Source organism: Pontibacter chinhatensis, from assembly GCF_900113285.1.
Lineage (GTDB): Bacteria > Bacteroidota > Bacteroidia > Cytophagales > Hymenobacteraceae > Pontibacter > Pontibacter chinhatensis.
Genome location: NZ_FOOT01000001.1, coordinates 1,084,591 through 1,105,276, shown reverse-complemented (window position 1 = coordinate 1,105,276; position 20,686 = coordinate 1,084,591). Strand labels below are relative to the sequence as shown.

Here is a 20,686-nt window from a genome sequence, read left to right as displayed (position 1 = left end):
ATAGGCGCAGGACAATGGGCCGCGCACAGAATGGTTTTCCGAAGCAAGCTAAACGATCAGGGTCTGAAGGAAATGCAGCAACCGCCTGCCGTACAGCGGGGGCGAGCTGTCGCTGTAAGTATAAACGCGTTGTGATGGGGCTTCGGCTGCCAGAAAGGGGAGAGCAGGGCGCAGCGCGGCACTGTGGGCCAGCAGGGGCTGGGGCAGGTGGAAAGCCTTGTGTTCCTGGACCGGCTCCAGCTTTTCGTAAGACACCTGCTTTTCGCAGCAGTCATCCACCTCCCCGTCCTCCGGATGCTCACAACACGCGTCTGGCTGCGCGGCAACCGCATATGGCGTAAGGCCGGTCACCTCGCAAAAACGGGTGCTCAAAGCCACCCCGAAGGAGCCCAGCAGTATGCTCAGGCTCAGGGCCAGCAGAACCGTATGTCGGAAGCTGTTTTTCACGTCACAAATATACGAAAATCTCTCCCACTTTGCTCCACCTTGGTATAGTCCCTTCCACTTTCTCCCACTTTTGCCACTTTGCCCCACTTTGGGTGTGGGAAAGTATAAAAAATAGCGGATGTTCTATGCTGTATGGTTAAAGCATTGTAAATCAATATGTTGAGATTTGACAAGCTCGTATTTTACAGATTTTAGGGATACGTAGCAAATTTAGTTATGCCCAAAATTAGGGGGCGGTGGTGTGGATAATGTGGATAAGTGGTGTGGATTACCATAATTTATCCACAAAGTGGTAAAAAGTGGTAGATTGTGGTTGCTATCTTTGGTTGAATGGCTACATTTGTATAGTCCAAAGTCTATACGGACCAAAGCGACATCGTCTATGAACTTCCTCTCTGGCGAATACGAATGCAAGATCGATCCAAAGGGAAGGTTGGTTTTACCTGCAAAGATAAAATCCAACCTGCCGGAGGCGTCTGGCAATCATGTGGTGCTGATGAGGGGGTTTGAGCCGTGTCTGGTGCTGTATCCGAAGGCAGAGTGGAAAGTGATTTACGACAAGGTGGCCGGCCTGAATGAGTTTAACGAGGAGTACCGCCACTTCCAGCGTAACTTCTTCCGGGGCAACACCGAGATAGAGCTGGATGGCGCCGGGCGCTTTATCGTGCCCAAGACCATGGCCCGTTTCGCGGACCTGGAGAAGGAGGCGATTGTGGTGGGGCTGGGCAACCGTGTGGAGATCTGGAACCCGGATAAGTATGAGGAGTTCCTGATCAAGGACCAGCAGAATTTCTCGCAGCTCGCCCAGAAGTTTTTGGGTGATAAACCGGCAGAGGAGACAAGTATATAATGGAATATCATCGCCCAGTTCTACTGGAGGAGTCGGTTGAAGCGCTGGCCATAAAACCGGACGGAATATATGTGGATGTGACGTTTGGGGGCGGAGGCCACTCAGCACGCATCCTCAAAGAGCTGACAACCGGTAAGCTCTACAGTTTTGACCAGGACAGCGACGCGCAGGAGCAGTCGAAGAAGCTGGAGGGGCCAAACTTTCAGTTCGTGCGCGCCAACTTCCGGGACTTGAAAAAGTACCTGCGGCTGTACGGCGTGAAGAAAGTGGACGGGATTCTGGCAGACCTGGGGGTGTCGTCGCATCAGTTCGATGTGCCGGAGCGCGGGTTTTCCACCCGCTTCGACGGCCCGCTGGACATGCGCATGAACCCGGACGCCGGCATTACGGCACAGGAGGTGCTGGAGACTTACTCGGAAGAGCAGTTGCACCGCATCTTCGGCATCTATGGGGAGGTGAAGAACGCCAAAACCCTGGCCCGGACGGTGGTAGAGAAGCGTAACCGCCAGCCGCTGGAAACCATCGCGCAGTTTAAGCAGGCCATCAGCTCCTGCACCCCGAGGGGGAAGGAGAACAAGTACCTGGCGCAGGTGTTTCAGGCGCTCCGCATCGAGGTGAATGACGAGATGAAGGCGCTGGAGGAAATGCTGGAACAGGCGGCTGAGGTACTGAAGCCGGGTGGAAGGCTGTCGGTGATTTCGTATCACTCGCTGGAAGACCGGATGGTGAAGAATTTTATTGCAAAGGGAAAATTTTTCGGGGAGGTGGAGAAAGACCTTTTCGGGAACGAGATAAAGCCGCTGGAGTCGGTGTATCGCAAGCCGATCACGCCAACAGAGGAGGAGCTGCTGCAGAACAGCCGCTCCAGAAGTGCCAAGCTAAGGGTGGCAGAGAAGAAGGAGGAACGCGAAGAAAAGTAACGAACTTATTAGCTAGAGGAAACAAGTATGGCTTCTAATGTACTCATTAAAAATACAGACGCCCCGAAAGCAAACGCGGCGCGAGTGAAGCAAGAGGCAGAGGAGCCGGTAAGGCCAAAGAAGAAGGGATTCAGCCTGTTTGCACTGCTGGATAAATACGCCAATGTTGATGCCTTGTTTGAAGAGGGGGTGCCGCTTAAGTATATGCCGCGCGTTCTGTTTCTGACGGGCATTACGCTTTTATACATAGGCAATACCCATTTCGCCGTCAAAACCATACGGCAGATCGACAAGGTGAAAGTGGAGGTGGAAGACCTTCGCGCCGACTACTCCACGCTCAAGTCGGAGTACATGGAGGCGAGTAAGCAATCGGAGGTGGCCCGCAACGTGGCCCCGCTCGGCCTGGAGGAAAGCTCCCGGCCGCCATACCAGGTTATCGTGAGCCCAGATGAGTATTAAGAAATCCATACTGGTTCGGGTTAGGCTGGTATTCTTGTTTGTCTGCCTGTTTGCATGCGCGATCGTGTATAAGATCGTGCATATCCAGTTTCTGGACGGTGACAAGTGGAAGAATATCTCCAACGAGCGCCGCATCTTCTACAAGCCGGTGCACGCCACGCGAGGCAATATCCTCTCCGATAACGAGAGCATACTGGCCACGTCGCTGCCGTTTTACCGGGTGGCCTTCGACCCCGCGGTGGCAAAGCCGGAGGTGTTCAACGCTGGGGTAGACTCGCTGGCCATGCTGCTTTCGCGCTTCTACGGCGATAAGTCGGCTGACTACTACCGCCGCAAAATGAAGAACGCGCGGCACTCCGGCAAACGATACGTGCGCCTGAACAGCAGGCAGATAGGCTACCAGGATAAGAAGTTAATGTCCCGCTGGCCCATCTTCCGGGAAGGCAAGAACAAGGGTGGGGTGATCTTTGAGAAAGTAGAAAAACGCTTCAAACCATTTGGTATACTAGCCGAGCGTACCATTGGCTTCATAAACGAGGATAAGAACGGGGCCGGCCTGGAGTATAGCTTTAACGGCAATTTGTCCGGGGTGGACGGGGAGGCGCTTTTCGAGCGCATAGCCGGTGGCAGCAAGCCTATCTACGACGGAACAGAGGTGAAGCCGCAGCATGGCTATGATATCAAAACCACGCTGAACGTGAACCTGCAGGACGTGGCCGAGAGTGCGTTGTACAAGGCGCTGGAGCGCACAGACGCGGAGTACGGGACAGTGATCCTGATGGAGGTAAAGACAGGCGAGATAAAAGCCATTGCCAACCTCGGCAAAACCAAGGGCGGTTATATAGAGGACTATAACTACGCGGTAGGCAACCAGGGACGCACCGAGCCGGGTTCTACGTTTAAGCTGGCCTCCATGATGGCGCTGTTCGAGCATCGCCCGGACATCAGCCTGACCGATACGGTGGACGCCGGGGATGGCCGCTATCGCATCAAAAACACCATTATGACCGACGCCAAAATCAATGGCTACGGCAAGATAACGGTACAGCAGGTTTTTGAGAAGTCATCCAACATCGGCATTGCCAAGCTGATGGAGCAATATTTTGGGCATGAGCAGCAGGCTTATGTCGATTACCTGAACAAGTTTGGATTGAACAGCACCCTGGGTTTTCAGATGGATGGGGAGGCGGTGCCTTACATGAAGAGCCCGCAGGACAAGGACTGGTACGGCACCACGCTTACCTCCATGTCCATCGGGTACGAGCTCAAGCTGTCGCCCCTGCACACGCTGGCCTTCTATAATGCGGTGGCCAATAACGGCGTGCTGATTCAGCCGATCATCGTGAAGGAGATCCGCAAGGTGGATGAAGTGGTGCAGTCGTTCCAGACCCGCGTGCTGAACGAGAAGATCTGCTCAGATGCAACGCTGAAGAAGCTGAAGTTGATGCTGGAAGGCGTGGTAGAGAACGGAACAGCCCGTAGCATCCGCAACGCTGACTATAAAATAGCAGGAAAGACCGGTACGGCCCGTAAAGTAAAGAACGGCCGCTATGTGCGCGAGTACTCTACTTCCTTTGCCGGTTACTTCCCGGCCGATAATCCGAAGTATAGCTGCATCGTGATCATCGACAGCCCAAAAGGGGTGAATGTGTACGGCAGCGACGTGGCGGCACCGGTGTTCAAGGAGCTGGCCGACAAGGCCTACGCCTTAGACCTGGCCATGCACAAACCCATGCACGAGCGTGTGGTGCCAGACAAGGAAAGCTTGCCAGTGGTGGAAGCAGGAAGCCTGGACGATCTGAAGCTGATCTACAACAACCTGGGCGTAAGTACCCGGGCAGGTGTAACGGAGGAGGACTGGGTGAAGGTGGAGCCGCAGAGGCGCTCCCTGGAGTTTAAACCCAACCCGGTGCTGCAGAACAAGGTGCCGGATGTGGTGGGAATGACGCTGAGAGATGCTTTGTACATACTGGGCAACCAGCATCTGAAAGTGGATGTGCAGGGGATGGGCAAGCGTGTGAAGAAACAGTCTTTAGCGCCCGGAACCGATATAAATGAAGAGAAAACGATAACTATTATACTTGGCTGATGCAGCTACTGCAGAACATACTACAAAATGTAAACGTGCTGAGCACCCACGGTCCGTTGGACGTGGCGGTGCAGGGCATTACGTTTGATTCGCGGCAGGTGCGGGAAGGAGTGCTGTTTGTAGCGGTGCGCGGGGTGCAGGCTGACGGCCATACGTTCATTCCTAAGGCAGAAGAGGCCCGCGCCGTAGCCATCGTATGTGAGGAGCTGCCGCAGGAGTTAAACCCAAGTATAACCTATGTGCAGGTGAAGAACTCTTCCGAAGCACTGGGCTACCTGGCCGCTGCCTTCTATGGCAACCCATCCGCGAAGCTGAAGCTAATCGGGGTGACCGGCACAAACGGAAAAACCACCTCTGTAACACTGCTCCACAAGCTTTTCCGCGAGCTGGGCTACCATGTCGGGCTGATTTCTACAGTACAAAACCAGATAGACGAGGAGGTAATCCCCTCCACCCATACCACACCGGATGCCGTGAAGCTGAACGAGCTGCTGGCGCAGATGGTGAAAGCCGGCTGCACGCACGTGTTTATGGAGGTAAGCTCGCACGCGATGGTGCAGCACCGGGTAGTGGGTATAACCTTTGCCGGGGGTGTTTTCACCAACATCACCCACGATCACCTCGATTACCACGGCACCTTCGATGAATATATCAAGGCAAAGAAGTCTTTCTTTGATATGCTGCCGAAAAATGCTTTTGCCCTGATTAACGCAGACGATAAACGCGGGCCGGTAATGGTACAAAACACCAAAGCCAGCACGCATTTTTATGCTTTACGCAAGGCAGTGGAGTTTAAGGGCCGCATCATCGATAATACTATTCAGGGATTGCACCTGGAGGTGGATGGGCAGGAGATATGGGCCAAACTCATCGGAACTTTCAATGCTTACAACCTGCTGGCTGCCTATGGCGTGGCCGTGCTGCTGGGAGAGGAGCCGACCGAGGCCCTGACCGTGCTCTCCAGCCTGAACTCTGCAGCCGGGCGTTTCGATTACATTGTGTCGGAGTCGCAAATAACTGGCATCGTGGACTATGCCCACACGCCGGACGCGCTGGAGAACGTGCTGAACACCATACAGCAGATCCGAAACCCTAACCAGAAAGTGATAACGCTGGTAGGCTGCGGCGGAAACCGCGACGTGGCCAAGCGCCCGTTGATGGCCGATATTGCCTGCCGCCTGAGCGATAAAGTTATACTTACTTCTGACAACCCGCGCTTCGAGGAGCCGCAGGCTATATTGGAAGATATGCAGAAAGGCGTGAAGCCGCTGGATTATAAGAAAACGCTTTCGGTGCTGGACCGTAAGGAGGCCATTAAAACTGCCTGTATGCTGGCCGAGCCGAACGACATCATCCTTATTGCCGGCAAAGGCCATGAGACATACCAGGAGATAAAAGGGGTGAAGTATGATTTCGATGACAAGCAGGTGCTGCGCGAGCTGATGCAGCAACTGGGAAAATAAACGATTAGCCAAAACAATTTTTAGCCAAAGGATACTGATTACAGAGTAAATGCTTTACCACCTTTTTACATACCTCGACCGCGAGTTCGACCTGTTTGGTGCCGGCGTGTTCCAGTACATCTCGTTCAGGGCGGGTATGGCGACACTTGTCTCGCTGCTGATTGCGATGATTTTTGGCGGCAGACTGATAAAAGTGCTGCAGCGCAAGCAGGTAGGCGAGTCCATCCGGGACCTGGGCCTGGAAGGGCAGATGGAGAAAAAAGGTACTCCCACCATGGGCGGCCTCATCATCCTGCTGGCCATCCTGGTGCCGGTGCTGCTGTTTGCCCGCCTCGACAACGTGTACGTGCAGTTGATGATCGTATCCACCGTGTGGCTGGGTCTGATTGGCTTCCTGGACGATTATATCAAGGTTTTCAAGAAGAATAAGGAAGGTTTGGCCGGGCGTTTCAAGATTCTGGGCCAGGTGGGCCTGGGTTTGATCGTGGGCCTGACTTTATACTTTCACGAGGACGTGGTAGTGCGCCAGTACATTTTTGCCGACGGCAGCACCTCTGCGGTGAATGCCTCCAGGCAGTATACCGACGTGCACAGCATGATCACCACCATTCCGTTCCGCAAAAACAACGAGCTGGACTACTGCAACCTGTTTTCCTTTGCGGGTCCGCTGTTCGAGGGCTGGTCTTGTTACTTGTACATCCCTTTCGTGATCCTGGTGATCACGGCCGTATCCAACGGCGCTAACATCACAGACGGTATCGACGGTTTGGCGGCAGGCACTTCAGCTATTATTGGTCTGACGCTCGCCATTTTTGCCTGGCTATCAGGAAACACCATCTTCGCCGATTACCTGGACATCATGTTTATCCCGAATTCCGGTGAATTGACAATCTTCTGTCTGGCCTTCGTGGGGGCCTGCGTGGGCTTTTTGTGGTACAATACTTACCCGGCGCAGGTGTTCATGGGCGATACAGGCAGCCTGGCTATTGGCGGCATCATTGCGGTGCTGGCTTTGATTGTGCGCAAGGAACTGCTGATTCCTATACTTTGCGGCATCTTCCTGGTGGAGAACCTGTCGGTGATGCTGCAGGTGAGTTACTTTAAGTATACCAAAAAGAAGTATGGCGAGGGCCGCCGCATCTTTAAGATGTCGCCGCTGCACCACCATTACCAGAAACTGGGCTACCATGAGTCCAAAATCGTGGGCCGCTTCTGGATCGTGGGCATCATGCTCGCAATTCTGACACTGGCAACGTTGAAACTTAGATAGCCATCGGCTAACAGAAAACGAACATTAAAACTATGAAGATAGCGATACTAGGAGCAGGGGAAAGCGGAGTAGGGGCAGCTTTGCTGGCAAAGGCAAAGGGGCTGGAGGTATTCGTGTCTGATAAAGGTGAGATTAAGGAGCAGTACAAGGCTAAGCTGGCCACGGCTGCTATCCCTTTTGAAGAGGGAAATCATACTTTAGAAACCATACTCAACGCCGATGAAATCATTAAAAGTCCTGGCATTCCTGGTAAAGCTGCAGTTATCAAAGAGGCAACCAAGAAACAGATACCTGTAATATCTGAAATTGAGTTTGCCGGCAGGTACACCGACGCGAAGTTCATCTGCATTACGGGCACCAACGGTAAAACCACTACCACGCTGCTCACTTACCACCTGCTCAAAAACGCAGGCATCAACGTGGGGCTGGCAGGGAATATCGGAGAGAGCCTGGCAGAGAAGGTGATCGAGAACAAGCACGACTACTACGTGGTGGAGCTGAGCAGTTTTCAGCTCGACAACATGTACAAGTTCCGGCCGCACATTGCCGTGCTCACCAACATCACCCCGGACCACCTGGACCGCTACGAGTATAGCATGGACAAGTACGCCGCCTCCAAGCTGCGCATCGTGCAGAACATGACGAGCGATGATTTCTTTATCTACAACGCTGATGACCAGAACATCAGGAAGGCTTTTGACGCAGCCGGCTTTGGCGGTGTTACCGTGCCTTTCTCGCTGCAAGGTGCCGACGAGGCGAAAGTATACGTTGAGGGCAGCAGTATAAAAGTAGCTGCTAAATCTCATGAGGGAACGGTGGATACCTCAAATTCCGGCCTCATTGGAAAGCACAACCAGTACAACACCATGGCGGCCGTGGCCGTGGCCAAGCTGATGGGCGTGGAGGATGCGCAGATTGAACAGGCGCTGGAGACGTTTGAGAATGCTGACCACAGGCTGCAACTGGTGGCTATTGCCAAGGAGGTCAGCTACATCAACGACTCCAAGGCGACCAACGTGGAAGCCGTGTGGTATGCGCTGGAAGGTATAAAACAGCCCATTATCTGGATTGCAGGGGGCGTGGACAAAGGCAACGATTACAGCACGCTGGTAGAGCTTGCCCGGGAGAAGGTGAAGGTGCTTGTGTGTTTGGGCAAAGACAATGAGAAACTGAAGGAGGCCTTCGGGCGCGTGGTGCCGATTATCGCCGAGACCACCTCGATAGAGTATGCCGTGCGCCTGAGCCGTTCACTGGCAACGCCCGGCGATGTGGTGCTGCTTTCGCCGGCCTGCGCCAGTTTCGACCTTTTTAACAATTACGAACACCGTGGGCAGCGCTTTAAAGAGGCTGTGGAGAAAATCGTGCTGAAGAAGTAAAGTATAAAAGTATAAGCCGAAGGTATGGTAAAGCAGTGGTTACAGAAAAACCTGAAGGGAGACCCGGTGCTATGGGGCATCGTGATCGCGTTCTCGCTGATCAGCGTGGCCGTGGTATACTCTGCCACAGGTACCCTGGCTTATAAGAAAATGGAAGGAAACACGGAGTACTTCCTGTTTAAGCATACTTCCCTGATTCTGGTGGGGCTGGCCTTTATGTGGCTGGCGCACAAGATCCCGTACCGCTTTTACTCCAAGCTTTCGCTGGTGGCGCTGGTGGTGTCTGCCCCGCTGCTGTTGGTGACGTACTTCTATGGCTCCAATATCAACGAGGCCTCCCGCTGGATCACGATTCCGGTTATCAACCAGACGTTTCAGCCTTCGGACTTGGCGAAACTGGCGTTGATCTCCTACCTGGCGAGCATGCTGTCCAAAAAGCAGCAGTACCTCGAGGACTGGAAATCAACGCTGGTGCCGATGATGATCTGGACAGTAGCCATCTGCGCTCTGATTGCCATGACCAATACCTCGACAGCCATCTTGCTTTTTGCAACCTGCATGCTGCTGATGTTTATTGGCAGAGTGCCGATTAAATACCTGGCAATCGTGGTGTTGGCAGGCCTGGTGATTGGAGGAGGGGCGCTGGCAGCCGGCCAGCGTATGGGTACGGCCATTAGCCGCGTGCAGGACTTTATGGATCCGAACGAGGTGCCGTTCCAGCTGGAGCAGTCTTATATTGCCATTGCAACCGGCGGTTTGGTGGGCAAGGGACCCGGCAACAGCGATCAGCGCGACATTCTGCCACACCCTTACTCCGACTTTATCTATGCCATCATCCTAGAGGAGTATGGCCTGTTTGGAGGTGTGTTTGTCTTGTTTTTATACTTGGCCTTGCTTTACAGGGGGCTGGTAACAGTTAGTAAAAGCGATGGAGCTTTTGCAGGTTTGCTTTCTGCCGGGCTGAGCTTTAGCCTGGTGTTGCAGGGCATGATCAATATGGCCGTAGCCGTTGGGCTGGGTCCGATCACAGGTTTGCCGTTGCCGCTGCTAAGTATGGGTGGTACTTCCCTGATCTTCACCGGTATCTCCATCGGCATTATACTTAGTGTAAGCCGGCAAGATATAAATGAGGAACGTCCTATTGGCGCAGCAACTGCGAAATCAACAGTGAAAGGAGCCGTGCATGCCTAGGCAGGGGAAACCATATCGCGTGATCATCAGCGGTGGCGGTACCGGTGGGCATATATACCCGGCCGTGGCTATTGCGAACCAACTTCGGGAAATAAATCCGGAAGCTGAGATCCTGTTTGTGGGAGCGCAGGGGAAAATGGAAATGACGCGTGTGCCGGAGGCGGGTTATAAAATTGTGGGGCTTTGGATAAGCGGGCTGCAGCGACGGCTGACGTTGGACAACCTATCGTTTCCGCTGAAAGTGCTCAGAAGCGTGCGTGCCTCACACAAAATATTAAGAGAGTTTAAGCCTGACGCCGTGGTAGGGGTGGGCGGTTATGCGAGCGGTCCGTTGCTGTATGCGGCCACCTCGCGTGGGATTCCGGCCCTGATCCAGGAGCAGAATTCCTATGCGGGCATTACCAACAAGCTGCTGGCTAAACGGGTGCAGAAAGTATGCGTGGCTTACCCGGGTATGGAAGCTTTTTTTCCGGCGGATAAAATTGTGCTGACCGGCAACCCGGTGCGCTCCGACATCATGCACCTGGAGGGAAAGCGGGAAGAGGCATTGCAGCATTTTGGTCTGAGCCCGGAGAAGCAGACGATACTGGTGATTGGCGGGAGCTTGGGGGCCAGAACCATCAACCAAAGTATAGCCGCACAGCTGCAAAGTATAGCAGAGGCAGGTTATCAACTTATCTGGCAGACAGGAAAGGTATTTTATCCGCAGGCTCAGGAACTGGAGGCAAAATATAAAAACCAGGGTGTTCGCGCACTGGATTTTATCAAACGCATGGATCTGGCTTACGCTGCTGCCGATGTGGTGATCTCCAGGGCCGGCGCTTTGTCCATTTCAGAGCTCTGCCTGGCCGGAAAACCTGCGGTGCTGGTGCCGTCGCCCAATGTGGCCGAAGATCATCAGACCAAAAACGCCATGGCTCTGGTGCAACAGCAGGCTGCCATACTTGTGCGGGATGCAGAGGCCATGGAGAAGCTGGTGCCCACGGCACTGCAGCTTGTAAATGACGAGAAGGAGCAGCAACGTCTGCATCAAAATATACTTAAAATGGCTCGCCCTAACGCGGCAGCAGACATTGTAAACGAACTGGTAAAATTGATCAGGTGAAACTGGAGGACTACAGCTATATCTACTTCCTTGGCATTGGCGGCATCGGCATGAGCGCCATTGCCCGCTGGTTCAAGGCCAAAGGCTATCCGGTGTGGGGCTACGACAAAACCCGCACCGCACTGACCGAGGCATTGGAGCAGGAGGGAATAGCTGTGCACTACGAGGACAACCTGGTGCATCTACCTGAAGAGATCCTGCAGCATAAGGAAAAGACCCTGGTCGTGCTGACACCGGCCATACCAGCCGATCATAGCGAGTGGGCTTACCTGAAAGAGCAGGGCTATACGATCAAGAAGCGCTCAGAGGTGCTGGGCATCATCACGGCCTCGGCCTATACGGTGGCAGTGGCCGGTACGCACGGCAAAACCACCACTTCCAGCATTGTGGCCCACCTACTGCACCATGCCGGCGTGGATTGCTCCGCTTTTCTGGGTGGAGTTTCTACCAACCTGAACTCAAATCTGCTGATAAGCAAGGGAACAACAGAGCAAGAAGTGGTAGTGGTGGAGGCCGATGAGTATGATCGTTCCTTCCTGACGCTGTTCCCGGATGTGGCCATTGTGACTTCGGCAGACCCGGATCACCTGGATATCTACGGCGACCACGAGGAGATGATCCGGACCTTCCAGCGCTTCATCAGCCAGGTAAAGCCCGGGGGCTTCCTGTTCCTGCACGAGGGGTTGGATTCCCGTCTCACGCAACTGGTGCAGGAAGGAGTAAAGGTGTACCAGTACAGCCTGAACAGCGGGCAGGCGCATGTGCAAAACCTGCAGGTAAACGGACGCTGGTTTGAATTTGACGTGGTAAGCCCCTTTGGGAATATTGACGGTTTGAGGTTAGGGGTTCCGGGTTTCCATAATACCGAGAATACATTGGCGGCCATACTGGCAGCGCAGGTGCTACAGGTGCCGGCGCAAAGTATAAAAGCCGGAGTAGAGGCCTTTGCCGGCGTAAAGCGCCGCTTTGAGTTTGTGTATGAGGGGCAGGGCAAAGTATACATTGATGATTACGCGCACCACCCGAAGGAGATCGACGCCTTTATGGGATCACTGCGTGCGCTGTACCCGGACAAGCGGCTAAAAGTGATATTTCAGCCGCACCTGTTTACCCGCACCCGGGACTTTGCCGCTGAGTTTGCAGCAAGCCTCAGCCATGCGGATGAACTGGTACTGTTGGATATTTACCCGGCCCGCGAAAAGCCTATACCTGGTGTTACCTCAGCGATGATTCTGGAGCAGGTGAACTGCCCGGTAAAGGAACTGCTGCACAAGGAGGATGTTGTGGCAAATCTGCTTAGAAACAGCGATTTTGACGTGCTTGCCACCGTTGGTGCAGGCGACATTGACACGCTTGTTAAGCCTATCAAAAATATTTTAGGAAATGGAGGGTATGGGCTTGAAAAGTAGAATAAAATCTTTAATTTTTGCATGTTGTAGCATCCTCTCCATTGGGGGCTTGGCGGCTTTTGCGACATCTAAGCAGAATGAAAAAATCTGTGAAAAAGTGTCAATTAAAATTGATAATGAGTACAATAATTACTTTATTGGTGATAGCGAAGTACGAGGGCTGCTAACACGGGAGGGCGAGCGCAAACTTGAAGGGCTGCCTAACCAGAACATCGACCTGAAAAACCTTGAAAAACGCATAGAATCGCATAAATTTGTGAGAGATGCGGAAGTGTATAGAGGGTTAGATGGAAACATCCAGGTATTTGTAAAACAGAACAGGCCTATTGCAAGAATTATACGACAAGATCAAGATGTCTACATCGATGCTGAGGGGAACATTCTGCCTCTCTCCGACAGATACACGGCGCGTGTAATACCAATAACTAAGTCAGCACAATTAAAACCAACTGACCGGGGATTCTTCAGGGATTCTTTAGGCCATTCATACCTTTCTTTGCTCCAGTTTATTGAAAACGACGAGTTTTGGAAGGCACAGCTTGCCCACATGCACATAGACGGCAAAGGCAAGGTTTCTTTTCTACCCCAGGTAGGCGAGCACACGATTGAGTTCGGCAAGCCGGAGAAGGTGGAGGAGAAGTTTAAGAAGTTAGCTATTCTTTATAAGAAGGTACTGCCCACCATGGGATGGGACCGCTACAAGCGAGTTAACGTGGAGTTCGAAGATCAGATTATTTGCGAATAAGAAACATAGATATGCAGAACGACAAAATTGTAGTAGGCTTGGATATTGGGACAACCAAGATTTGCGCACTTGTTGGTCGGAAGAATGAATTTGGCAAGCTGGAGATATTGGGCATGGGCAAAGCCGTGTCTGAGGGAGTGGTGAGAGGCATTGTGAGCAATATCGACAAAACGGTAGATGCCATCAAAAAGGCCATCCGTCAGGCCGAGGAGCAGTCAGGTATCAACATTGGGGTGGTTAACGTGGGCATAGCCGGACAGCATATCAAGAGCTTGCAGCACAACGGCAGCATTACGCGTCAGGTATCGGACGATGAGATTACGCTGGAGGATGTAAACCGCCTGACCAATGACATGTACCGTCTGGTGACACCTCCGGGAAGCGAGATCATTCACGTGATGCCACAGGAGTACAAAGTGGACTACGAGGAAGGTATAGTTGATCCGGTTGGTATGTCGGGCGTGCGCCTGGAGGGGAACTTCCACATCATCACGGCGCAGTCGAATGCCATCAACAACATCAACAAGTGTGTGTCCCGCGCCGGACTAGAAGTAGAGCAGATGATACTGGAGCCACTGGCGTCAAGTATGTCCGTGTTGAGCGATGAGGAGAAAGAGGCTGGGGTAGCACTAGTGGATATTGGAGGTGGCACCACAGATTTGGCAATCTTCAAAGACAATATTATACGCCACACTGCTGTTCTTCCATTTGGGGGCAACATCATCACCTCTGACATTAAGCAGGGTTGCATGGTGATGCAGAACCAGGCCGAGCAGCTGAAGGTGAAGTTCGGTCGTGCCATCGCCGATGAGGCTTCTGAGAACGAGATTGTATCCATTCCGGGCCTGCGTGACCGCACGCCAAAGGAGATTTCCCTCAAAAACCTGGCTTACATCATCGAGGCAAGGATGGAGGAAATTGTGGAGCTTGTGTATGCAGAGATCGTACGCTCCGGGTACGCCAACAGCCTGGCCGGTGGTATCGTGATCACTGGCGGCGGCGCGCAGCTTCAGAACCTGGTGCAGCTGGTAGAATACATCACCGGTATGGATACCCGCATTGGATACCCGAACGAGCACCTGGGCAGATCGAAGATAGACGCCGTGAAGGGACCAATGTACGCGACCAGCGTGGGCCTCGTGCTGGCAGGGTACTACCCGCTAGACCAGCGCATAGAGCGCCGCTCGGAGGTGCCGGAACAAGTATACAATAAAGTTACCGAGCCGAAAAGCACCAGCACGAGCAGCACCAGTAGCAGTGGAGGTTTGCTGCAGAAGCTCAAAGGATTTTTATCAGACGATATAGACTAAGAACAAAGAAATTACAACCCATAAAGAAGCAGGAGACATTAGTATGACATCAGCATATGCATTTGATTTACCAACCGGCGGTAAATCCATCATCAAGGTGATCGGTGTGGGCGGTGGTGGCAGCAATGCCGTAAACCACATGTACAGCCAGGGCATCAAAGACGTAGAGTTTATCATCTGCAACACAGATGCACAGGCTCTGCAGAGTGCAGCTGTGCCAAACAGGCTGCAGATTGGCCAGAATCTTACCGAAGGCCTTGGAGCAGGCGCTAACCCTGAAAAAGGAAAGCAGGCGGCTCTGGAGAGTAAGGAAGAGATTCGGGATATGCTCAGCAATGACACCAAAATGGTGTTTATCACTGCCGGTATGGGCGGAGGTACCGGAACCGGTGCTGCTCCAGTTATCGCAAGGGTTGCCAAAGAGCTGGGTATACTTACCGTGGGTATCGTAACGGCTCCTTTCGCTTTTGAGGGTAAGAAGAAGAAGGTAGCCGCAGAAAACGGCGTGAAAGAGCTGAGCGAAAATTGCGATACCATCTTGGTGATCCTCAACGACAAGCTGCGCGAGATGTTCGGTAACCTGACCATCCGTGAGGCTTTTGCGAAAGCGGATAACGTTTTAACGACTGCTGCCAAGTCTATTGCTGAGATCATCACGGTTACTGCCGAGGTAAACGTTGACTTTGAGGACGTTAAAACTGTAATGAAAGACTCTGGTGCCGCAGTGATGGGTTCTGCGACAACAGAGGGCGAGGGCCGTGCCCTGCGTGCCGCCGAAGAGGCGCTTTCATCTCCGCTGCTAAACAACACTGATATTCATGGTGCTCAGAAAATCCTGCTTTCTATCATGTCTGGCGAGCAGGCCGAGCTGGAAATGGATGAGCTGACCGAAATCACAGAGTATATCCAGGACAAAGCCGGTCAGGAAGCTGAGGTTATCTTCGGGCATGGTATTGATGCGGCCTTGGGTCAGAGCATCCGTGTTACGGTTATCGCCACTGGTTTTGCCAGCGATGCCGAGAGCATCATTGAGCCGAAGAAAACGGTATTTGACCTGGACAGCCAAAAAAAAATTGAGGTAGCAGAGCCTGCTAAACCAGAGGTTGCTCCTGAAATTACCACATTTGCCAAGCCTGTAGCGCCTGCTCCGGTTGTTGCTCCAAAGCCTGCTTCGCCACAAGCGCCAAGCACTTTTGACAACAACAGCAGCGCCATGCGCCCGCAGCCGGCACAGCCGCAGCGTGTAGTGTTTGATCTGGAGGGTAACTCGCATAACGACATGTTCCAGAACAATAGCTTTGCGCGCGAAGAAGAAGCACGTGAGGCTCGTGAGAGACGTGAAGCAGCCCAGCGTTTGGCTGAAGAGCGTGAGATCATGCAGCGTCGTGCCGAGGAGCGCCGCGAGCGCCTGCGTATGCTGAGCGCCGAGACTACTTCGGAGGCTATCAAAGAGAAGCTTGAGGTGCCGGCTTACCTGCGCCGCAATGTTGCCCTGGACAGAGTAGCACACTCTTCTGAGCGTAATATCTCCCGCTTCAACCTGAACGACGATAACGAAATACTGGGCGATAACCGCTTCCTGCACGATAATGTAGACTAATCGCCTGGATTCAAAGTATAAAAAAGGGGCTGCAGCGATAGCTGCAGCCCCTTTTTTATACTTTGAAATTCTTAGAGAAAGATAACCCTAGGACATACCCATTCCTGACATACCTTATATAAGTATAAATTGCTGGTACTTATACCTTCCCGGAGCATCTGACGCTAGAACTTCAGAAACTGCTCCACATGTTGCTCCAGTAATTCCTGGTAAAACTTGTTGGTGAATTGCTGGCCATCAAAATTTTTCTCGATGTGGGCCAGTTTCATCCGCATTGCCATCACGTGCATTCCCAGATAGTTTAGTACATCTGAAAAATGACTTAGCGCGATGCCACTACCCTGCATGCCCGAGGACAATCCTATCAAAGCCCCTTTCTTATCCTTTAGGGTATTGGGATAGGCCAAGCCATCTATAAAAGCCTTCAGGACACCCGGGAAGGAGGAGTTATACTCAGGCACCACAAATACGATTTTGTCAGAGGTTGCAATCTTGGAGGCCAGAGCGTTAAACTGCTCGTTTTTTCCGGTGTTTTCGTAAAGAGCGGTTTCGATAAAGTCAGCAGGGAGGTCTGCCAGGTCCAGGATCTGGTAGGCTTGCCCACGCTGCTCCAGCATAGAAGCGTACAGGTTAACTATGGCTCTTGAAGTGGACTGAGCCCTGTTCGTGCCCGATATCAGTGTAATCATACTTTTGTTGTTGCTTCAACGGCTGTTCATGGGGCCTATCTTTTAGCCCACAACCAAACCGCGAGTACAAGTATACTAATTTATACTTGGAGGAAGTATAAAAAAGATTGCCAATAGGTAGTGCGGCCTAAAATAGAAAAGGCGGGAACAGTAACTGCCCCGCCTTTCCGTATGTTGCTTGCAAAGCTACTTATATATTTTCTGAAGTAGCTTTCGCGTATAAGTACTCGCTTCTAAGCATGTTGATGTTCTCCATGGAGATACCAACCGGGCACTCAGCAGCGCAGGCTCCTGTATTACTGCAGGCACCAAATCCTTCGATATCCATTTGGGCGACCATGTTCTCCACGCGGGTCTTACGCTCTGCCTTACCCTGTGGCAGCATCGCCAGCTGAGAAACCTTGGCAGACACGAACAGCATAGCTGATGCGTTTTTACAGGCAGCCACACAGGCACCGCAACCAATACAAGTAGCCGCATCAAAAGCCTTATCAGCAATAGATTTTGGAATCGGAATAGCATTGGCATCCGGCACACCACCCGTGTTTACGGAGATATAACCACCTGCCTGCTGAATACGCTCGAAAGCCGAACGGTCTACCACCAGGTCTTTATGAACCGGGAAAGCGGCTGCTCTCCAAGGCTCAATCGTGATGGTGTCTCCGTCTTTGAAGTGGCGCATGTGCAGCTGGCATGTGGTTGTGCCACGCTCAGGGCCGTGTGGACGACCGTTGATGTAGAGGCTGCACATACCGCAGATACCCTCGCGGCAGTCGTGGTCAAAAGCGATTGGATCTTCGCCTTTGCGCAGCAGGTCCTCGTTCAGAACATCCATCATCTCCAGGAAAGACATATCCGGAGAAATTCCCTTTACAGGGTAGGTCACCATTTGGCCTGGTGAATTTTTATCTTTTTGGCGCCAAACCTTTAGTGTAAGGTCCATTGGTTTAGCATTTGGATTACTTCCAGCCATTTTCTTATTAATTACGAATTAAGAATCTCTAATTAAGAACCCGAAACCGCCTGCTTCCAGACGCATTCTTAATCATTCATTAATCATTATTTATAGCTACGCTGCGTTAGCTTCACGTTCTCGAACTTCAGCTCCTCCTTGTGCAGCACAGGATCGTTGCCTACACCCGTAAACTCCCAGGCGGCTACGTAAGCAAAGTTCTCGTCATCACGAAGGGCCTCGTTCTCAGGGGTCTGGTACTCCTCACGGAAGTGACCACCGCAAGACTCGTTACGGTGCAGGGCATCTTCTACCATCAGTTCACCCAACTCCAGGAAGTCAGCAACGCGGTTGGCTTTCTCCAGGGTGATGTTCAGTTCCTCGTTCACGCCAACTACTTTCACGTCGCGCCAGAACTCGTCGCGCAGCTTGCGGATTTCCTGCTTGGCGAATTGCAGGCCTTCTGCGTTACGGGCCATGCCGCAGTACTCCCACATAATGTGGCCAAGCGCCTTATGGAAGTCGTCTACAGTGCGGTTGCCTTGGATGGAAAGCAGCCTGTTGTTGATATCGATAACGTTTTGCTCGGCTTCTTTGAAGGCAGGGTGGTCTACCGCTACCTTGTCGTAAGGCATTTTCGCCAGGTAATCACCGATGGTGTAAGGCAGTACGAAGTATCCGTCAGCCAGACCCTGCATCAGCGCAGAGGCACCCAGGCGGTTTGCACCGTGGTCTGAAAAGTTTGCCTCGCCGGCAGCGTAAAGACCCGGGATGTTGGTCATCAGGTTATAGTCTACCCAAAGGCCACCCATGGTGTAGTGCACGGCCGGGTAGATGCGCATCGGCTGTTCGTATGGGTTCTCGTCGGTGATCTTCTCATACATATCGAACAGGTTGCCATACTTGGCTGCAATAGCCGGCTGGCCTTCACGTCTGATAGCATCGGCAAAGTCTAGGAATACGGCAAGGCCGGAGGCACCAACGCCGCGTCCTTCGTCGCAAACCAACTTCGCGTTGCGGGAAGCCACGTCACGCGGCACCAGGTTACCGAAGGCCGGGTACTTACGCTCCAGGTAGTAATCACGGTCCTGCTCGGCAATATCGTTAATTTTGATTTCGCCTCTACGGAGCTTCTCAGCTGTTTCTTTCGTTTTCGGTACCCATACGCGTCCGTCGTTACGCAGCGATTCTGACATCAACGTCAGTTTAGACTGGTAATCGCCGGAAACCGGAATACAGGTTGGGTGAATCTGAGTATAGCAAGGGTTGGCGAACAAGGCACCTTTCTTGTAGGCTCTCCAGGCCGCTGTGGCGTTAGAGCCCATGGCGTTGGTAGAGAGGTAGAACACGTTGCCGTAGCCACCGGTTGCCAGCACCACGGCGTGCGCGCTGTGCGATTCTATTTTACCAGTGATAAGGTTACGGACTACAATACCGCGCGCTTTGCCATCCACCATTACCAGGTCCAGCATCTCAGTGCGCGGGTACATTTTTACCTTGCCGTAAGCTATCTGACGGTTCAGGGCAGAGTAAGCACCCAGCAGCAGTTGCTGTCCGGTTTGGCCGCGGGCGTAGAACGTACGCGATACCTGCGCGCCACCGAACGAGCGGTTAGCCAGCAGACCGCCGTACTCACGGGCAAATGGAACACCCTGCGCTACGCACTGGTCAATGATGTCAACAGATACCTGGGCCAGGCGGTATACGTTGGCCTCACGGGCACGGTAGTCACCACCTTTAATCGTATCGTAGAACAGACGGAAGATAGAGTCACCGTCGTTCTGGTAGTTCTTGGCGGCGTTTATACCACCCTGTGCCGCGATAGAGTGCGCGCGGCGGGGAGAATCCTGGAAGCAGAAAGCTTTTACGTTGTAGCCCAGTTCTCCGAAAGAAGCAGCGGCAGAAGCACCGGCAAGGCCCGTACCCACCACGATAATATCGTATTTACGCTTGTTGGCCGGGTTTACCAGCTTTACGTTGAATTTATGCTTGTCCCACTTCTCGGCTAAGGCGCCTTCCGGGATTTTTGAATCTAATATCATAGTAATGATAGATAGCTTTTAATTACACAAAGAAGAAGAAGTACAGCGGAATGCTCGCGAAGCCAAGGCAAATAAGGATGGAGAAGGCAACGCCGAACTTCTGTATGAAAGGAGTGTATTTCTTGTGGTCAAGGCCCAGGGTCTGGAAGGCGCTCTGGAAGCCGTGAATCAGGTGGTATGCCAGGGCTATCATGGAGATAACGTAGATAGCCACGTATATCGGGTTTTTAAACGCCAGTACAATCTCGCTGTAGAGGTTGTCGTAGTCTTTGTCCGGAACGGCCTCCAGACCGCCGAAACGAGCTGGAACGAAGAAGTTCCAAAGGTGCACAATCAGGAACACCAGGATAACAGTGCCTAGCAGGCCCATGTTGCGCGAAGCCCAGGTGCTGTTCTCCTCCGGGTGGCTGTTGGCGTAAGAAACAGGACGGGCAGCTTTGTTGCGGCGCGTCAGAACGAGGGCATCATAAATGTGAAACAGGAACCCCAGTACAAGAATGATCTCCATGAAACGGATGATGCCGTTGTGGGCCATGAAGTCTGAGTAAATGTTAAAGGCCTCTCCACCATCGTTTCGGAACAACTGAAGGTTACCGATCAGGTGCACTACCAGGAAGGAGCAAAGGAAAAGGCCCGTAACAGACATTACGATCTTTCGCCCGACTGTACTGGAAAACGTTTTAGTAAACCAATTCATCTGTGTTTGTTATAGATTTAAATTGTGATTAAGCGTAGTGTTTTTACTGCCCAAAGGTACACGGAGGCCACG

At 52.6% G+C, this 20,686-nt stretch carries 18 protein-coding genes; 13 read left to right on the top strand and 5 right to left on the bottom strand.

The window, feature by feature from the left end; translation table 11 throughout:
• Positions 1-48 precede the first annotated feature (48 nt).
• Positions 49-447: an HYC_CC_PP family protein gene (locus tag BM040_RS04660; RefSeq protein WP_092099295.1), complete on the bottom strand. Its 399-nt coding sequence runs from the start codon at positions 445-447 to the stop codon at positions 49-51.
• Positions 448-829: 382 nt separating this feature from the next.
• Here BM040_RS04660 and mraZ point away from each other — a divergent pair, with 382 nt between their 5' ends.
• From mraZ to ftsZ, 13 genes are read left to right on the top strand one after another with little or no spacing between them, the layout of a single operon-like run.
• The gene (gene mraZ, locus BM040_RS04655; protein ID WP_092099294.1) at positions 830-1,297 is read left to right on the top strand and encodes a division/cell wall cluster transcriptional repressor MraZ; all 468 of its coding nucleotides are present in this window, start codon (positions 830-832) and stop codon (positions 1,295-1,297) included.
• A complete protein-coding gene (gene rsmH, locus BM040_RS04650) occupies positions 1,297-2,217 on the top strand; it encodes a 16S rRNA (cytosine(1402)-N(4))-methyltransferase RsmH (RefSeq protein WP_092099293.1) in 921 nt (306 codons plus the stop codon). The genes mraZ and rsmH overlap by 1 nt, the downstream gene beginning before the upstream one ends.
• A gap of 27 nt (positions 2,218-2,244) precedes the next feature.
• Complete coding sequence (locus BM040_RS04645; RefSeq protein ID WP_092099292.1) at positions 2,245-2,676, top strand: FtsL-like putative cell division protein; 432 nt, start codon at positions 2,245-2,247, stop codon at positions 2,674-2,676.
• Complete coding sequence (locus BM040_RS04640) at positions 2,666-4,765, top strand: penicillin-binding protein (RefSeq protein WP_092099291.1); 2,100 nt, start codon at positions 2,666-2,668, stop codon at positions 4,763-4,765. Before BM040_RS04645 ends, BM040_RS04640 begins: the two co-directional genes overlap by 11 nt.
• Positions 4,765-6,228 (top strand): UDP-N-acetylmuramoyl-L-alanyl-D-glutamate--2,6-diaminopimelate ligase, encoded by a 1,464-nt coding sequence (locus tag BM040_RS04635; RefSeq protein ID WP_092099290.1) that lies wholly within the window; start codon positions 4,765-4,767, stop codon positions 6,226-6,228. The genes BM040_RS04640 and BM040_RS04635 overlap by 1 nt, the downstream gene beginning before the upstream one ends.
• A gap of 49 nt (positions 6,229-6,277) precedes the next feature.
• Entirely contained in the window at positions 6,278-7,498 is a 1,221-nt protein-coding gene (gene mraY / locus BM040_RS04630; protein WP_092099289.1) for a phospho-N-acetylmuramoyl-pentapeptide-transferase, read from the top strand.
• A 32-nt stretch (positions 7,499-7,530) separates the two neighbouring features.
• Positions 7,531-8,874, top strand: a complete 1,344-nt coding sequence (gene murD, locus BM040_RS04625; protein WP_092099288.1) for a UDP-N-acetylmuramoyl-L-alanine--D-glutamate ligase — start codon at positions 7,531-7,533, stop codon at positions 8,872-8,874.
• Positions 8,875-8,898: 24 nt separating this feature from the next.
• Positions 8,899-10,065 carry an FtsW/RodA/SpoVE family cell cycle protein gene (locus BM040_RS04620; protein ID WP_092099287.1) on the top strand — a complete coding sequence of 389 codons (1,167 nt, stop codon included), beginning with the start codon at positions 8,899-8,901 and terminating at the stop codon, positions 10,063-10,065.
• Entirely contained in the window at positions 10,058-11,170 is a 1,113-nt protein-coding gene (gene murG, locus BM040_RS04615; protein ID WP_092099286.1) for an undecaprenyldiphospho-muramoylpentapeptide beta-N-acetylglucosaminyltransferase, read from the top strand. Before BM040_RS04620 ends, murG begins: the two co-directional genes overlap by 8 nt.
• Positions 11,167-12,579 (top strand): UDP-N-acetylmuramate--L-alanine ligase, encoded by a 1,413-nt coding sequence (gene murC / locus BM040_RS04610; RefSeq protein WP_092099285.1) that lies wholly within the window; start codon positions 11,167-11,169, stop codon positions 12,577-12,579. The genes murG and murC overlap by 4 nt, the downstream gene beginning before the upstream one ends.
• A complete protein-coding gene (locus BM040_RS04605) occupies positions 12,563-13,324 on the top strand; it encodes a cell division protein FtsQ/DivIB (RefSeq protein WP_092099478.1) in 762 nt (253 codons plus the stop codon). The genes murC and BM040_RS04605 overlap by 17 nt, the downstream gene beginning before the upstream one ends.
• An 11-nt stretch (positions 13,325-13,335) precedes the next feature.
• Positions 13,336-14,634, top strand: coding sequence for a cell division protein FtsA (ftsA, locus tag BM040_RS04600; protein ID WP_092099284.1), 1,299 nt, complete (start codon positions 13,336-13,338; stop codon positions 14,632-14,634).
• A gap of 43 nt (positions 14,635-14,677) precedes the next feature.
• The gene (ftsZ, locus tag BM040_RS04595; protein ID WP_092099283.1) at positions 14,678-16,234 is read left to right on the top strand and encodes a cell division protein FtsZ; all 1,557 of its coding nucleotides are present in this window, start codon (positions 14,678-14,680) and stop codon (positions 16,232-16,234) included.
• Positions 16,235-16,398: 164 nt separating this feature from the next.
• Here ftsZ and BM040_RS04590 read toward each other — a convergent pair whose 3' ends face one another.
• From BM040_RS04590 to BM040_RS04575, 4 genes are all read right to left on the bottom strand, one after another.
• Positions 16,399-16,923, bottom strand: coding sequence for an NADPH-dependent FMN reductase (locus BM040_RS04590; protein WP_092099282.1), 525 nt, complete (start codon positions 16,921-16,923; stop codon positions 16,399-16,401).
• A gap of 190 nt (positions 16,924-17,113) precedes the next feature.
• Positions 17,114-17,866 (bottom strand): succinate dehydrogenase/fumarate reductase iron-sulfur subunit, encoded by a 753-nt coding sequence (locus BM040_RS04585; RefSeq protein WP_092099281.1) that lies wholly within the window; start codon positions 17,864-17,866, stop codon positions 17,114-17,116.
• Positions 17,867-17,982: 116 nt separating this feature from the next.
• Positions 17,983-19,917: a fumarate reductase/succinate dehydrogenase flavoprotein subunit gene (locus tag BM040_RS04580; protein WP_092099280.1), complete on the bottom strand. Its 1,935-nt coding sequence runs from the start codon at positions 19,915-19,917 to the stop codon at positions 17,983-17,985.
• 22 nt (positions 19,918-19,939) lie between these two features.
• The gene (locus BM040_RS04575) at positions 19,940-20,614 is read right to left on the bottom strand and encodes a succinate dehydrogenase cytochrome b subunit (RefSeq protein WP_092099279.1); all 675 of its coding nucleotides are present in this window, start codon (positions 20,612-20,614) and stop codon (positions 19,940-19,942) included.
• Positions 20,615-20,686: the final 72 nt, after the last annotated feature.

Coding starts and splice junctions, on each gene's coding strand:
- BM040_RS04645 (WP_092099292.1), top strand. CDS start 2,245: ATGGCTTCTAATGTACTCATTAAAAATACAGACGCCCCGAAAGCAAAC.
- murG (WP_092099286.1), top strand. CDS start 10,058: ATGCCTAGGCAGGGGAAACCATATCGCGTGATCATCAGCGGTGGCGGT.
- BM040_RS04590 (WP_092099282.1), bottom strand. CDS start 16,923: ATGATTACACTGATATCGGGCACGAACAGGGCTCAGTCCACTTCAAGA.
- BM040_RS04605 (WP_092099478.1), top strand. CDS start 12,563: ATGGGCTTGAAAAGTAGAATAAAATCTTTAATTTTTGCATGTTGTAGC.
- mraZ (WP_092099294.1), top strand. CDS start 830: ATGAACTTCCTCTCTGGCGAATACGAATGCAAGATCGATCCAAAGGGA.
- BM040_RS04575 (WP_092099279.1), bottom strand. CDS start 20,614: ATGAATTGGTTTACTAAAACGTTTTCCAGTACAGTCGGGCGAAAGATC.
- BM040_RS04640 (WP_092099291.1), top strand. CDS start 2,666: ATGAGTATTAAGAAATCCATACTGGTTCGGGTTAGGCTGGTATTCTTG.
- BM040_RS04580 (WP_092099280.1), bottom strand. CDS start 19,917: ATGATATTAGATTCAAAAATCCCGGAAGGCGCCTTAGCCGAGAAGTGG.
- BM040_RS04635 (WP_092099290.1), top strand. CDS start 4,765: ATGCAGCTACTGCAGAACATACTACAAAATGTAAACGTGCTGAGCACC.
- BM040_RS04585 (WP_092099281.1), bottom strand. CDS start 17,866: ATGGACCTTACACTAAAGGTTTGGCGCCAAAAAGATAAAAATTCACCA.
- murD (WP_092099288.1), top strand. CDS start 7,531: ATGAAGATAGCGATACTAGGAGCAGGGGAAAGCGGAGTAGGGGCAGCT.
- rsmH (WP_092099293.1), top strand. CDS start 1,297: ATGGAATATCATCGCCCAGTTCTACTGGAGGAGTCGGTTGAAGCGCTG.
- ftsA (WP_092099284.1), top strand. CDS start 13,336: ATGCAGAACGACAAAATTGTAGTAGGCTTGGATATTGGGACAACCAAG.
- mraY (WP_092099289.1), top strand. CDS start 6,278: ATGCTTTACCACCTTTTTACATACCTCGACCGCGAGTTCGACCTGTTT.
- ftsZ (WP_092099283.1), top strand. CDS start 14,678: ATGACATCAGCATATGCATTTGATTTACCAACCGGCGGTAAATCCATC.
- BM040_RS04620 (WP_092099287.1), top strand. CDS start 8,899: ATGGTAAAGCAGTGGTTACAGAAAAACCTGAAGGGAGACCCGGTGCTA.